Below are 12,611 nucleotides of genomic sequence, written 5' to 3'. Positions count from 1 at the left end.
ACAGCTGCGCAGCTCCCCTCGGGAACTCTGGAATTTAGTAGGAAGTCCGAGTAGATTCAGCACCAGAGATGACCGGGGTCATGCAAAGGAGCATCCATGGTTCGCGAACTTTCCCACTACATTGGCGGCCGGCGGGTCGACGGCACGTCCGGCCGGTACGGCGATGTCTTTGATCCCTGCACCGGAGAGGTCCAGGCCAAGGTGCCGCTGGCGGCTGCGGAGGAAGTCCGCAACGCCGTCGCGAACGCCGAGAAAGCCCAGCCGGAGTGGGGCGCCATGAACGCCCAGCGGCGCGGCCGCATCCTGCTCAAATTCGTGGACCTCGTCAACGAAAACATGGACGAGCTCGCTGCCCTCCTGTCCTCGGAGCACGGGAAGACCCTCGCCGACGCCAGGGGCGACATCCAGCGCGGCATCGAGGTGGTGGAGTTCGCGGCCGGCGCCCCGCACCTGCTCAAGGGCGAATTCTCCGACGACGCCGGCTCTGGCATCGACGTGCACTCCATGCGCCAGCCGCTGGGCGTGGTTGCCGGCATTACGCCGTTCAACTTCCCCGCCATGATCCCGCTGTGGAAGTCAGGTCCGGCGCTCGCGGCCGGCAACGCGTTCATCCTAAAGCCGTCCGAACGTGATCCGTCCGTGCCGCTGCGGCTGGCCGAGCTCTACTCCCAGGCGGGGGTGCCGGACGGCGTGTTCAACGTGGTCAACGGCGACAAGGAAGCGGTGGACGCGCTGCTCGAGGACCCGCGGGTGCAGGCCATCGGCTTCGTGGGCTCCACCCCGATCGCCCAGTACATCTACGCCACCGCGGCGGCCCACGGCAAGCGTGCCCAGTGCTTCGGTGGCGCCAAGAACCACATGGTGATCATGCCGGACGCGGACCTGGACATGGCCGCCGATGCCCTGATCGGGGCCGGCTACGGGTCGGCCGGCGAGCGCTGCATGGCGGTATCCGTGGCCGTCCCGGTGGGGGAGGAGACCGCGAACAACCTCGTGGCGCGGCTGCAGGAGCGGATCAAATCCCTGAAGGTTGGCCACAGCACGGCCAAGGACTCCGACTTCGGTCCCGTGGTGACGCCAGCCGCCAAGGACCGGATCGAGGGCTACATCAAGTCCGGCGAGGAGGAGGGAGCCTCCCTCCTGGTTGACGGCCGCGGCCTGTCCGTGGACGGCTACGACGGCGGCTTCTGGGTTGGCCCCACGCTGTTCGACAACGTCACCAAGGACATGAAGATCTACCGCGAGGAGATCTTCGGCCCCGTACTCAGCGTCCTCCGCGCATCCGACTACGACGAGGCCTTGCGGCTGTGCAGCGAGAACGAGTTCGGCAACGGAGTGGCTATCTTCACCCGCGACGGGGATGCCGCCCGGGACTTCGCCAGCAGGGTACAGGTAGGCATGGTGGGCATCAACGTCCCCATTCCGGTGCCCATTGCCTACTACACCTTCGGCGGCTGGAAGGCGTCCGGGTTCGGCGACCTCAACCAGCACGGCGCCGATGCTTTCCGTTTCTATACCAAGACCAAGACCGTGACCTCACGCTGGCCCTCCGGCATCCGGCAGGGCGCCAGCTTCATCATGCCGGAAGGAAGCTGATGACTGAACCTGCCCCGAACACGACGCCTGCACCCTCGGAACAGGACGCGGTTCCAGAACAGGAGGTGCTGTTCGAACAGCGGGGAAAACTGGGGGTGGTCACGCTCAACCGGCCCAAGGCAGTCAACGCGCTCACGGCAGGCATGGTCGCCGCCGTCCTGGAACAGCTCACCGCCTGGGCGGTCGATGACACGGTGGCCACCGTGCTGGTCCAGGGAGCCGGCGACCGCGGACTGTGCGCGGGCGGGGACATCGTGGCCATCTACCGGGACATCCTCGCCGGCGGCAACGAAACAGCCGGCTTCTGGGCGGACGAATACCGGCTGAACTCGCTGATCGATCGGTTCCCCAAGCCCTACGTGGCCTTCATGGACGGTCTGGTGCTGGGCGGCGGCGTGGGCATCTCCGCGCACGGCTCCCTCCGCATCGTCACCGAACGGACCCGGACGGGGATGCCGGAGACCACCATCGGTTTCGTGCCCGACGTCGGCGGGACGCTTCTGCTGTCACGCTCACCCGGGGAATCGGGCACCCATGCCGCCCTCACCGGGGCGCACCTGAGCGGGGCGGATGCGCTGTTCCTGGGACTCGCCGACCACTTCGTCCCGTCGGGCAGCCTCGCCGATCTCGCGGCGGCGCTGGAAAACGAAAGTGCGGAAGCCGCCGTCGTACGCTTTGCCGAAAAGCCGCCCGCCTCGGCGCTGGAGGCGCAGCGGGACTGGATCGACGCCTGCTATGCAACGGACGACGCCGAGGAGATCGTCCGGCGGCTGCGCGCCGCGGGCGGCGAGGCCGCCGCAGCCGCCGACACCATCGAGGCGAAGTCCCCCACTTCGGTCAAGGTGACTCTGGCGTCGCTGCGCAGGTCACGCGGGCTGACGCTCGACCAGGTTCTGACCGAGGAGTACCGGGTGGGGCTGCATTGCCTCGCCGGACCGGATTTCCGGGAGGGGATCCGGGCGCAGGTGGTGGACAAGGACCGCAACCCCCGGTGGCAGCCGGCCACGCTGCAGGAAGTGCACGCGGACGACGTCGAGCGGTACTTTGCGCCGCTGGGGGACCGGGAACTGGTGCTGTGGGAAAGGGAGTCGGACCATGCCTGATGAAGCAAGCGTGCCTGAGGAAACCCGGCCTGAAGGTGCAAAACCGCGCATAGCCTTCCTGGGACTTGGCCACATGGGCGGTCCCATGGCGGTCAACCTGGTCAAGGCAGGCTACGAGGTCATCGGCTTCGACGTGGTGCCCGCCGCGCTGGACGCGGCACGCGAGCACGGCATTCCCGTCGCCGCGAGTGCCGCGGAAACCATCCCCGGAGCGGACGTGGTGCTCACCATGTTCCCCAGCGGGCAGCATGTGCTGGACGCCTACAGGGGCGCGGACGGGGAGCCCGGGCTGCTGGCCGCCGCGGCGCCGGACACCATGTTCCTGGACTGTTCCACCATCAACGTGGACGAGGCCCGGGAAGCCGCCCGGCTGGCACTCGACGCCGGGCACCGCTCCGTGGACGCGCCGGTTTCCGGCGGCGTGGTGGGGGCGGAGGCCGGCACGCTGACGTTCATGGTGGGCGCGCTGCCGGAGGACTTCGAGACGGTGCGGCCGCTGTTCGACGTCATGGGAAAACGTGCGGTGCTGTGCGGAGAACACGGTGCCGGCCAGGCCGCCAAGGTCTGCAACAACCTCATCCTGGGCGTATCCATGATCGCCGTCAGCGAGGCGTTCGTGCTCGGGGAAAAGCTTGGACTGACGCACCAGGCACTGTTCGACGTCGCGTCTGCGGCGTCGGGGCAGTGCTGGGCCCTCACCACCAACTGCCCCGTGCCCGGGCCGGTGCCCACCAGCCCGGCCAACCGTGACTACCAGCCCGGGTTCGCCGGAGCCCTGATGGCCAAGGACCTCCGGCTGGCGCTGAACGCCCTTCGGTCCACCGGCGTCGCCGCCCGGATGGGCCCACTGGCCTCCGAGATCTACGACGCCTTTGCCGCGGAGGGCGGGGCCGGCCGGGATTTCTCCGGCATCATCACCGACATCCGGGACAAATCCGGACAGTAGGCTTAGTTTCAGGACGCACTGGTTTTTCCGGAAGCACCAACCACGTAAGGGGCATGAATGACGCACGACTACGGGAACATTCTGGTGGAGCGCCGCGGGCGCGTCGGCCTCGTCACCCTGAACAGGCCCGAGGCACTGAACGCCCTGGACAGGACCACACTGGAGGAACTCGTGTCCGCGGTCTCGGCCATGGACACGGATCCCGGGATTGGCGCCGTGGTGATCACCGGCTCGGGAAAGGCCTTCGCGGCGGGCGCCGACATCAAGGAGATGGCGGACAAGGGCTACCTGGAGATGTACGACGCCGACTGGTTCCGCGGGTGGGAGGACCTCACCCGGCTGCGCATTCCGCTGATCGCGGCGGTGTCCGGCTTCGCGCTGGGCGGCGGCTGCGAGCTGGCCATGATGTGCGACTTCATCATCGCCGGCGACAACGCCAAATTCGGCCAGCCGGAGATCAACCTCGGAGTTGTGCCGGGCATGGGCGGATCCCAGCGGCTCACCCGCGCCGTGGGCAAAGCCAAGGCGATGGACATGATCCTCACCGGCCGGTTCATCGACGCTGACGAGGCAGAACGTTCAGGACTGGTGGCACGCGTGGTGCCTGCCGCAGACACCGTTGAGGAGGCGCTGAAGGCCGCGGAGGTCATCGCGTCCAAGTCGAAGCCGGCCGCCATGCTGGCCAAGGAAGCCGTCAACGCGGCCTTCGAGACGGGGCTGGCGCAGGGCGTTCTGTTTGAACGGCGCCTGTTCCATTCGCTCTTCGCCTCCGAGGACCAGAAGGAAGGCATGGCCGCTTTCGCCGAGAAGCGCCAGCCGGAGTTCAGGCACCGGTGAGCGCCGGGCTGACCGGGGAACGCACCGTCAAGGGAACTTCCCTGCGCGTCGTCCCGGCAGCCATGGTCTCGCTGGCAGGCTTCGTCCTGTTCGCGCTGGACCAGAGCCTTCCCGGCTATGCCCTGCTCGCCGCAGCGCTCGTGGTGGCGGCACTGGTGGACCGCCTGCTGTTCCGCGACCTCGCATTGATTGCGGCCGGGGTGGCCATCATCAGCGCCGTGCCGATCACCACCGACGTCAGCACGTCCCACATGCTCGTCATGGGCTCGGCCATGATCGCGGCTGTGGGGATCCCCTACGCCGTCTCGCGGTTCGTCACGAAAGAACATGCGGTGGTGTTTCCGGTCCGGACCGGGCAGAAATGGACACGTGCGGAGAAGTGGTACCTGCCCGCCGTCGTGGTGATTGGCTACGCCCTGCTGCCCGTCTACATGATCCGGACGGGGGTCTACATGAACTGGCCCGCCGTGCACGACCCCGACGGCATCGCGCGGCTGTTCGTGGGCACCAACGCCCTGGGCATCTGGGATGAACTGTTCTTCATCTGCACCTGCTTCGCGCTGCTGCGCCGACACCTGCCCGACTGGCAGGCCAACCTGCTGCAGGCCGTGCTGTTCACGTCCTTCCTGTGGGAACTCGGCTTCAGGGCCTGGGCGCCGTTCTTCATCTATCCGTTCGCCCTGCTGCAGGCCCGCATCTTCACCGTCACCAAGTCCCTGTCGTATATCGTGAGCGTGCACCTGCTCTTCGACTTCGTCCTGTTCCTGGTGCTGCTCCACGCGCACAACAGGGCCTGGATCGACATCTTCCTGTACTAATTCCCGTTCCCTAAATCCAGGCCCTTCCCGTCCGGCCCGTGGAGTTTTTGTCCAGGTATCGGCCTCTAAAGGCACTTTTGCCCGCGATATCTGGACAAAAACTCCAACCGGGGGAGGGGCCGTATGCAAATGGCCGCCGGAATTTCACCTGCAGTTAATCGCGATGCCCTAACCTTGCACTTCAGGCAAAAGTGTTTATCCAGGCAAACGTTTGAAAAGGGGAACGATCGTGGCCGACATCGCTGCTGTACTGGGACGGCTCACCGCGGCCGAGCTTGAAGAGATCCACGCCACAGGCCCCCAGGGGCACCTGAGCCGCCGGATCGTGGAGGCGCTGGACAGGGCTGCCGGCGGTCCCGGCGGCGGCCGTGGCTACTACGTTCCGGCCGGGAGCGTCAGCGGAACCGGCAGCCCGCACGTTGTCCTGAGGAGCGACGTCGCGGCCTGGCTTTTCGGGCATTCCGCACCGGCCGCCGTCGCCGATCCCGCCTAAAAGCCGGGCTGGCTTAGAAGCCGTTCCGCGCTATCCTGCGGTCCCTGCCGCGGGCGTAAGGGCGGATGCTGGCGCCGCGCCGGGGGCGCCGCCAGATTCGTCGTTTTTCTGCCGCAGGCCGCCCTCGAGGATCGTGCCCAGCAGGCCGCGGGCCGCTTCGAGCACTTCACGTACCTCGGGAGACGTCAACTCGTAGAAAAGGCGGCCGTCCTTCCGGGACGGCACGATCAGCCGCTGGCGCCTCAGGATCCCGAGGTGCTGGGAAAGGTTTGAGGCTTCAAGGCCGGTGCAGTCCCGCAGATTGCTCACCGTCACCGGGCCGCTGACCAGCATCTCCAGGACCAGGATGCGTGCAGGATGGCCCATGGACTTGAACAGGTCCGCCTTGACCTCGGTGTGGATCACGCCGTCGGGCATATCACCCATTATGGATCCCTTTCAGTGTTCCTAGACAGGTCTTGCTTGACAGATGTTCCCACCGGACACTGTCCGGCCCGCCAAACTGCTGCCCCCAAGGCGTACAGACCTAAGTATAGAGACAGAACGGTCTGTCTCCGAGGACCACGCTGATCTTTTGCCGGGGCCCCTCTCCGCATGGGCGAGAAGGCAGGGCAGCGGCAGTGGACAGGCCTTGCCAAGAGCCCATAACTAGTTCACAATTTCATAAATTCCTCAAGTACCGCCCCGGCTCATCCGCGGGAGCGGCAAGGAGAGAAACCTCAGCTGCTTCCGGCGACGACGGCGTCCCGGACGCCGTGTTCCCGGATCCAGGAGGGCTAAATGGCTGGCATGTTCGAACTCTTCATTGACGCAGAGGCTTCATTCAGGTTCCAGCTCACCGCCCCGGACGGCACTGTCATGGCCGTGTCCCGGGCTTTTCCCAGTAAGGCCGCTGCGGTTGAGGGCATTGCCGCCGTTCGCGAATACGCCGGAATGGGGCATGTGAAGGAGCTGGCCGCGGCACCGGTGGAGCGCCACTTCGGTTCCCGCCCGCACGCTGCTGTTCGTCCCCTGACCCAGCGCATGCCCCTCCGGTGCCAGGGGCTGGCCGGGTAGGGCGGCAGGGAGCCGCGATGAGCCTTCCGAAAACCGTGCGGGCGTACTCAAGCGCCCTTGGGCCGGCAGACTGTGCGGCGGGCACGTTCCACTATGACGCCATTTCGGGGCGCCTTGAGTGGTCCGATGAGCTGTACGCGCTCCACGGTTACCGCCGCGGCGAGATTGTGCCCACCGTGGAGCTCCTCTACGCCCACAAGCACCCGGACGACAGGGACCGCTGCCACGACATCTTCATGGCGGCCTGCGAGGCGGGCGGATTCTTCTGCAGCTACCACCGCATCATCGATGCGCGGGTGCGGGAACACCGGGTCCTCACCGCCGGCGAGGCCCTCGTGCAGGACGGCAGGCTCGTTGCTGTTGAGGGGTTCATCGTCGACCTGACCAGCACCCTGCACTGGGAAACCGAACGGGCCGCACGGGAAGCGGTTGAAGGGGCCCTCCGCACGCGGAGCACCATCGAACAGGCGAAGGGCATTCTGATGGGCGTCCTGCGGATTGGTTCCGAGGCCGCCTTCGAGCTGCTGGCCAGGTACAGCCAGGACACCAATATCAAGGTGGCCAGCACTGCTGCCGACCTCGTGCAGCTCGCCAACAGCCCGCAGCAGGCGGCCTTGCTGGACACGTTCGTCCAGGAGCTTCAGCGGCCCTCGGAATGCCCTGCGGACCGGGAGCCCGCAAAGCCAGTCAGCCCGTAAATCCGGTCAGTCCGTAAAGTCACCGGCGCCGCGGCGGAAATCGCCCAGGATCCGGATGAGCTGGTTCACGTCCTGGTCACCAAAGCCGGACCGGGCGAAAACCTCGGTGTTGAGTACCGCCGTCGCCCGTTTTGCCAGCGTGCGGCCCTGGGCCGTGAGCTCGATAAGGGTGGTGCGCCCGTCGGTGGGGTGCGGTGAGCGCACCACGAGTCCCGCGGTCTGGAGGCGGTCGACGGCGTTGGTCACCGAGGTGGGATGGACCTGGAGCAGGGCGCTCGCCTTGTTCATGGGCAGGGCGCCGCTCCTGGCGAAGCTGAGCAGCGCCAGCAGCTCGTAGCGGGCGAAGGTCAGCCCGAACGGCTTCAGCGCCCCCTCGATGCGGGCGAGCAGGATCTGCTGGGTGCGCATGATCGCAGTGATGGCGGCCATCGGGGCTGCGACATCACCCCAGCCATGGCTCTCCCAGTTGCGCTGCGCATCGGCAATCGGGTCGCGGGGCAGCGGAGGGCTCACGGTTCAGCCCTGGCTCTTCAGGCCCGGAAAATCCGTTTCGGAGTACTCCGTGCCCCGGCCAAGGGGAGCGCCGGCCGCGCTGTGCTGGATGCCGTCCGCGTGGCGGAGCTCCTCGCCGTGCCGCAGCTCAACCCGGCGGATCTTGCCCGAGATGGTCTTCGGCAGCTCGCCGAACTCCAGCCGGCGGATGCGCTTGAACGGCGCCAGGTGGTCCCGGCAGTAGCGCAGGATTTCCTCGGCGAGCTCGGGTCCCGGCTCGTGGCCGGCTGCCAGCACCACAAATGCCTTGGGCACCGACAGCTTGAGCGGGTCGGGGGAGGGGACGACGGCGGCCTCCGCCACCGCCGGGTGCTCGATGAGCACGCTCTCCAGCTCGAACGGGGAGAGCCGGTAGTCGGAGGACTTGAAGACGTCGTCGTCCCGGCCCACGTAGGTGATCACGCCGTGTTCGTCCCGGCTGGCCATGTCACCCGTGTGGTAGTAGCCGCCGCGGAAGGCTGCGGCCGTCTTTTCCGGGTCGCCGTAGTACGACTTCATCAGACCGGCGGGGCGGGGATCCAGGCGGAGGCACAGCTCGCCGTCGTCGGCTTCCTCTCCCGTCACCGGATCGACGAGCACCACGTCGTACCCCGGCAGGGGCTGGCCCATGGCACCGATCTTGACCGGCTGGCCGGGGGTGTTGGCCACCTGCACCGTGGTTTCGGTCTGGCCGAAGCCGTCGCGGATGGTCTGGCCCCAGGCCCGCTGGACCTGGCCGATGACCTCAGCGTTGAGCGGCTCGCCGGCCGAGACCACCTTGGTGGGCGGATTCTTCAGGAGGGTGAGGTCGGCCTGGATGAGCATCCGCCAGACGGTGGGCGGGGCGCAGAAGCTGGTGACCTTTTCGCGGTCCATCTGCTCCATCAGTGCTCTGGCGTCGAAGCGGTCGTAGTTGTAGACGAACACGCAGGCCTCGGCGATCCAAGGGGCGAACAGGTTGGACCAGGCGTGTTTGGCCCAGCCCGGGGACGCCACGTTCAGGTGCACATCCCCCGGCTCCAGCCCGATCCAGTACATCGTGGACAGGTGGCCCACCGGATAGGAGGTGTGGGTATGTTCCACGAGCTTGGCCTTGGAGGTGGTGCCCGAGGTGAAGTAGAGGAGCAGGGTTTCGTCCGCCAGGGTGGGGGCTTCAGGCGTGAAGTCGCTCGGGGAGGCGGTGGACTCCGCATACTGCAGGGCCTCCGCCGTGGCGGCGCCGCCTGGGCTGCTGCCGGGGTCGGGGATTTCGATCAGCCGGTAGCTGCCGGGCACCCCGGCAAACTTGCCGAGGTTTGAACTGCCGACGGCGGCCCAGCCCGCTTCGCCGCGCTCCACCCGGTCCTTCAGGTCCGCGGGACCCATGAGGGTGGTGGTGGGGATTAATACGATGCCCAGCTTGATGCCGGCCAGTACAAGTTCCCACAGTTCCACCTGGTTGCCCAGCATGATGATCATGCGGTCGCCGCGCTTGACGCCCTGGCCGCGGAGCCAGGTGGCCACCTGGTTGGAGCGGGCCGACAGTTCGGCGAAGCTGCGGCGCGTGGCCGAGCCATCCTGCTCCACGATCACCAGGGCCGGGTTGTTGCCCTTGGCGGGATCGGCAGCGATGGCGTCGAACCAGTCGAGCGCGAAGTTGAACTCTGCGGGCCGCGGCCATTCAAAGCTGGTTCTCGCCTGCCGGTAGTCCTGGCGCATGGCGAGCAGCTGGTCCCGTGCGGCACGGAAGTCGTCGGTGACTGTCATGGGGCACCTTTCGCCTGGGGATTCACGTCCTAGTGATCCACGTCACTGTGCAATATACTAGGACATCCAAGGGTTTGGAAGAGCGAAGGGATCTATGCCCGTGCAGCCACAAGGACGTGACAGCGGAGTACGCACTGAGGTGACAGCGGGGGAGGCCACGCCCGGGGAACCGGGCAGCGCGGCGCCGCCGTTTGCCGATGCGGACCTCATGTACATCGCGGACATCCTGCCGCCGGCCGAGCGGACGCGCTATCTCGAGATCCGGGACTTCCTGCAGTCCCGGGTCCGCGCCCAGTCCATCGAGTACTGGAACCGGGAAGAGTTCCCGTTCGGGCTGCTCGCGGAGCTGGGAAAGCACGGGCTTGGCGGGCTGCAGACGGACGGGACATCCACCCTCTTCAAGGGCCTCATGTACGTTGAGGTTGCCCGGGCCGACGTGTCCCTGTCGGCGCTCGTGGGCATCCACAACGAACTGATCGTCGGCATGATCGACGCCCTCGGGTCCGAGGAACAGAAGCAGCGGTGGCTGCCGGGCCTGACCGCCTTCACCCAGCTGGGGGCGTTCGCGCTGACCGAGCCGGAGCACGGTTCGGACATTGCAGGCGGACTGGCCACCACGGCCCGGCTTGAGGACGGCGAATGGGTCATCGACGGCGCCAAGCGCTGGATCGGCGCCGGAACCATCGCCGACTTCGCGCTCGTGTGGGCCCGGGACGCGGCCGACCAGCAGATCAAGGGCTTCATTGTTGAGACGGAGCGCCCCGGCTACACGGCCACCAAGATCAGCAACAAGATCGGGCTCCGGATCATGCAGAACGCCGACATCGTGCTGGACGGCGTCCGCATTCCGGAAGCCAACATGCTCCCCGGGGCCACCGATTTCACCAAGGCCAACGAGCTGCTGAGGGATTCCCGCGCCTGGGTGGGCTGGCAGGCTGCGGGGATCCAGCTCGCAGCCTTTGACGTTGCCCGCTCCTATTCGCTGCAGCGCCGCCAGTTCGGCAAGGAGCTGGCACGCTTCCAGCTCATCCAGCAGCAGCTCGCCGAAATCCTTGGCAATGCGTCGGCCTCGCTGGCCCTGATGGCGCAGCTGGCCCGGATCCAGGAGGAGGGCAGGCTGGAAATGGCCCAGGCGGCGATGGCCAAGGCCACCACCACCCGGCTGGCCCGCGCTTCCGTGGCCTTGGGCCGGTCCCTGCTGGGCGGCAACGGCATCAGCAGCGACTTCGAGATGGGAAAGCTGTTCGGTGACGCCGAGATCCTCTACACGTACGAGGGCAGCTACGAGATCAACTCACTGATCGTGGCCCGCGCAGTGACGGGCAAATCGGCCTTCGTGTAGGGCGGCGCGGCGGGTCGGGGCGTCAGTCAGCCCGCCCCGACACTCAGCCAAACGCTACTCAGCCAGCGCGGCAGCCTTCCGCGCGGCGGCCTCCAGCTGCTCCAGATAGGCGGCCTGCTCGGCCGATCCCCGCTGCGGAAGATTGGGGTCGTTGGGCCCCTGCCCGGCCGAGCCGTCAATAAGCTCGCGGATGATGTCAGCGTGTCCCAGATGCTGCGCCGTCTCAGCACACATGTGCACCAGCATCTGGTGCAGGGTCACGTGCCTCCGGTCTTCCCGCCACCAGGGCACAACCCCGGAAGCCTCCAGCGGCAACGCCTCGATGGTCGCGTCCGTGTGCGCCGCCGAGAAGTGATGCAGCTCCACGATCTCGGCACGTGTCTCCTCAGGGGTGGCCCACATGTCCGCGTCCGGCTCGGCCCCGTCAGCGAACCAAGGCAGCTCCCGGCCACTGGGCCGCCCGAACACCTCGCCGAAGTAGCCCAGTTCCACGCTGGCCACATGCTTGACCAGGCCCAGGAGGTTCGTGCCGGTGGGTGTCATCGGCCGGCGGACGTCGTACTCGATCAGTCCGTCGAGCTTGGCGAGGAGCTGGGCGCGCCGTGTCCGCAGGTAATGGTGCAGGGTCGCTTTTTCATCCATGGCGGCACTCTACCGGCCGGCCAAGACTGCGGGCAGCAAAAACTCCCCTGTGCGTGCCGGGCACGGACAGGGGAGTCTTTGGTAAGCCGTTACAGCGGGCGGATGTTCTCTGCCTGCGGACCCTTGGGGCCCTGGGTCACTTCGAATTCGACCTTCTGGTTTTCATCCAGGGAGCGGTAGCCGCTGGAGGCAATTGCCGAGTAGTGGGCGAATACATCTGCCGATCCGTCATCCGGAGCGATGAAGCCGAAGCCCTTTTCGGCGTTGAACCATTTAACTGTGCCTGTTGCCATTGCTACTTCCTTTGTAACCCTTTTCTGGTCCTGCTCCGACAGCAGGCAGAGACGGAAACTGTTGTCCGCTGTCTCCAACCTATGGGCCATCCGCCGGGCGTGCAATAGCTGCCGTCATCAGGAGTCCCACCTGTAACGGGAGATTTTGTCCCCGGAGGCCATTTGGAGACGCCGTTTCCTGCCTACGTTGTGGTCTCCGGCTCCTGTCCGGTGTCCTCCCACATCACGTCGAGATTGCGGAAAACCGGCGGACCGTCGCACAGGGCGGCCATCTTCGCGGCGAAGTCGGATGTTTCAGGCCGGTTGGAGTTCTCCATCGCCGATTCGTAGGAGTCGAACTCCACGATGGTGAAGTATGTCCCGGGACGGTCCCGGTCCGCGGTGGCGCTGATGCGGCGAAACGTCGGCGCGGTGGTGCCCTCGGTTCTCGACGGGCGGCCCAGCGCTTCGACCTCCTCGATGCGTGAGGTCTGGAATTCGATGATCTGCACAAACCCGGCCATGACGGCT

At 66.6% G+C, this 12,611-nt stretch carries 15 protein-coding genes; 9 read left to right on the top strand and 6 right to left on the bottom strand.

From position 1 onward, the window contains the following. The first annotated feature begins 96 nt into the window (after positions 1-96). The 6 genes from ACFVTE_RS01205 (at position 97) to ACFVTE_RS01180 (ending at position 5,793) form a co-directional block, all read left to right on the top strand. A complete protein-coding gene (locus tag ACFVTE_RS01205; protein WP_387095725.1) occupies positions 97-1,596 on the top strand; it encodes a CoA-acylating methylmalonate-semialdehyde dehydrogenase in 1,500 nt (499 codons plus the stop codon). Further along, positions 1,596-2,699 carry an enoyl-CoA hydratase/isomerase family protein gene (locus ACFVTE_RS01200; protein WP_387095722.1) on the top strand — a complete coding sequence of 368 codons (1,104 nt, stop codon included), beginning with the start codon at positions 1,596-1,598 and terminating at the stop codon, positions 2,697-2,699. Before ACFVTE_RS01205 ends, ACFVTE_RS01200 begins: the two co-directional genes overlap by 1 nt. Further along, positions 2,692-3,645: a 3-hydroxyisobutyrate dehydrogenase gene (gene mmsB, locus ACFVTE_RS01195; protein WP_387095719.1), complete on the top strand. Its 954-nt coding sequence runs from the start codon at positions 2,692-2,694 to the stop codon at positions 3,643-3,645. The genes ACFVTE_RS01200 and mmsB overlap by 8 nt, the downstream gene beginning before the upstream one ends. 57 nt (positions 3,646-3,702) lie before the next feature. Beyond that, positions 3,703-4,482, top strand: a complete 780-nt coding sequence (locus tag ACFVTE_RS01190; protein ID WP_387095716.1) for an enoyl-CoA hydratase — start codon at positions 3,703-3,705, stop codon at positions 4,480-4,482. After that, positions 4,479-5,300, top strand: a complete 822-nt coding sequence (locus ACFVTE_RS01185) for a type II CAAX prenyl endopeptidase Rce1 family protein (RefSeq protein ID WP_387095713.1) — start codon at positions 4,479-4,481, stop codon at positions 5,298-5,300. The genes ACFVTE_RS01190 and ACFVTE_RS01185 overlap by 4 nt, the downstream gene beginning before the upstream one ends. Positions 5,301-5,529: 229 nt before the next feature. After that, entirely contained in the window at positions 5,530-5,793 is a 264-nt protein-coding gene (locus tag ACFVTE_RS01180; RefSeq protein ID WP_003799094.1) for a hypothetical protein, read from the top strand. Between the two features lie 30 nt (positions 5,794-5,823). Here the strand turns inward: ACFVTE_RS01180 and ACFVTE_RS01175 are convergent, their stop codons facing one another. Next, positions 5,824-6,219 (bottom strand): ArsR/SmtB family transcription factor, encoded by a 396-nt coding sequence (locus ACFVTE_RS01175; RefSeq protein ID WP_387095709.1) that lies wholly within the window; start codon positions 6,217-6,219, stop codon positions 5,824-5,826. 354 nt (positions 6,220-6,573) lie between these two features. Here ACFVTE_RS01175 and ACFVTE_RS01170 point away from each other — a divergent pair, with 354 nt between their 5' ends. Then, positions 6,574-6,849: a YegP family protein gene (locus ACFVTE_RS01170; RefSeq protein ID WP_387095706.1), complete on the top strand. Its 276-nt coding sequence runs from the start codon at positions 6,574-6,576 to the stop codon at positions 6,847-6,849. Between the two features lie 17 nt (positions 6,850-6,866). Beyond that, positions 6,867-7,547 (top strand): PAS and ANTAR domain-containing protein, encoded by a 681-nt coding sequence (locus ACFVTE_RS01165; protein WP_387095704.1) that lies wholly within the window; start codon positions 6,867-6,869, stop codon positions 7,545-7,547. 6 nt (positions 7,548-7,553) lie between these two features. On the opposite strand, the gene ACFVTE_RS01160 is transcribed toward ACFVTE_RS01165, so the two are convergent. Further along, positions 7,554-8,060: a MarR family winged helix-turn-helix transcriptional regulator gene (locus ACFVTE_RS01160; protein ID WP_387095701.1), complete on the bottom strand. Its 507-nt coding sequence runs from the start codon at positions 8,058-8,060 to the stop codon at positions 7,554-7,556. Between the two features lie 3 nt (positions 8,061-8,063). Continuing rightward, positions 8,064-9,824, bottom strand: a complete 1,761-nt coding sequence (locus ACFVTE_RS01155) for an AMP-binding protein (RefSeq protein ID WP_387095698.1) — start codon at positions 9,822-9,824, stop codon at positions 8,064-8,066. A gap of 94 nt (positions 9,825-9,918) precedes the next feature. Here ACFVTE_RS01155 and ACFVTE_RS01150 point away from each other — a divergent pair, with 94 nt between their 5' ends. Continuing rightward, on the top strand, positions 9,919-11,166 hold the full coding sequence (locus ACFVTE_RS01150; protein ID WP_387095695.1) for an acyl-CoA dehydrogenase family protein: 1,248 nt from the start codon (positions 9,919-9,921) through the stop codon (positions 11,164-11,166). A gap of 54 nt (positions 11,167-11,220) precedes the next feature. Here the strand turns inward: ACFVTE_RS01150 and ACFVTE_RS01145 are convergent, their stop codons facing one another. The 3 genes from ACFVTE_RS01145 to ACFVTE_RS01135 all read right to left on the bottom strand — a co-directional run bounded on the left by ACFVTE_RS01145 (position 11,221) and on the right by ACFVTE_RS01135 (position 12,604). Further along, entirely contained in the window at positions 11,221-11,808 is a 588-nt protein-coding gene (locus ACFVTE_RS01145; protein WP_387095692.1) for a DinB family protein, read from the bottom strand. Positions 11,809-11,897: 89 nt separating this feature from the next. Beyond that, positions 11,898-12,101 (bottom strand): cold-shock protein, encoded by a 204-nt coding sequence (locus tag ACFVTE_RS01140; protein ID WP_003799085.1) that lies wholly within the window; start codon positions 12,099-12,101, stop codon positions 11,898-11,900. A 182-nt stretch (positions 12,102-12,283) separates the two neighbouring features. Next, entirely contained in the window at positions 12,284-12,604 is a 321-nt protein-coding gene (locus ACFVTE_RS01135; protein WP_331570763.1) for a hypothetical protein, read from the bottom strand. Positions 12,605-12,611 lie beyond the last annotated feature (7 nt).

The sequence above is a fragment of the Arthrobacter sp. NPDC058097 genome, assembly GCF_042884885.1.
In the GTDB taxonomy this organism is placed as follows: domain Bacteria; phylum Actinomycetota; class Actinomycetes; order Actinomycetales; family Micrococcaceae; genus Arthrobacter.
The sequence above is the reverse complement of the archived record's forward strand: the minus strand, read 5'-3'. Positions and strand labels throughout refer to the sequence as shown.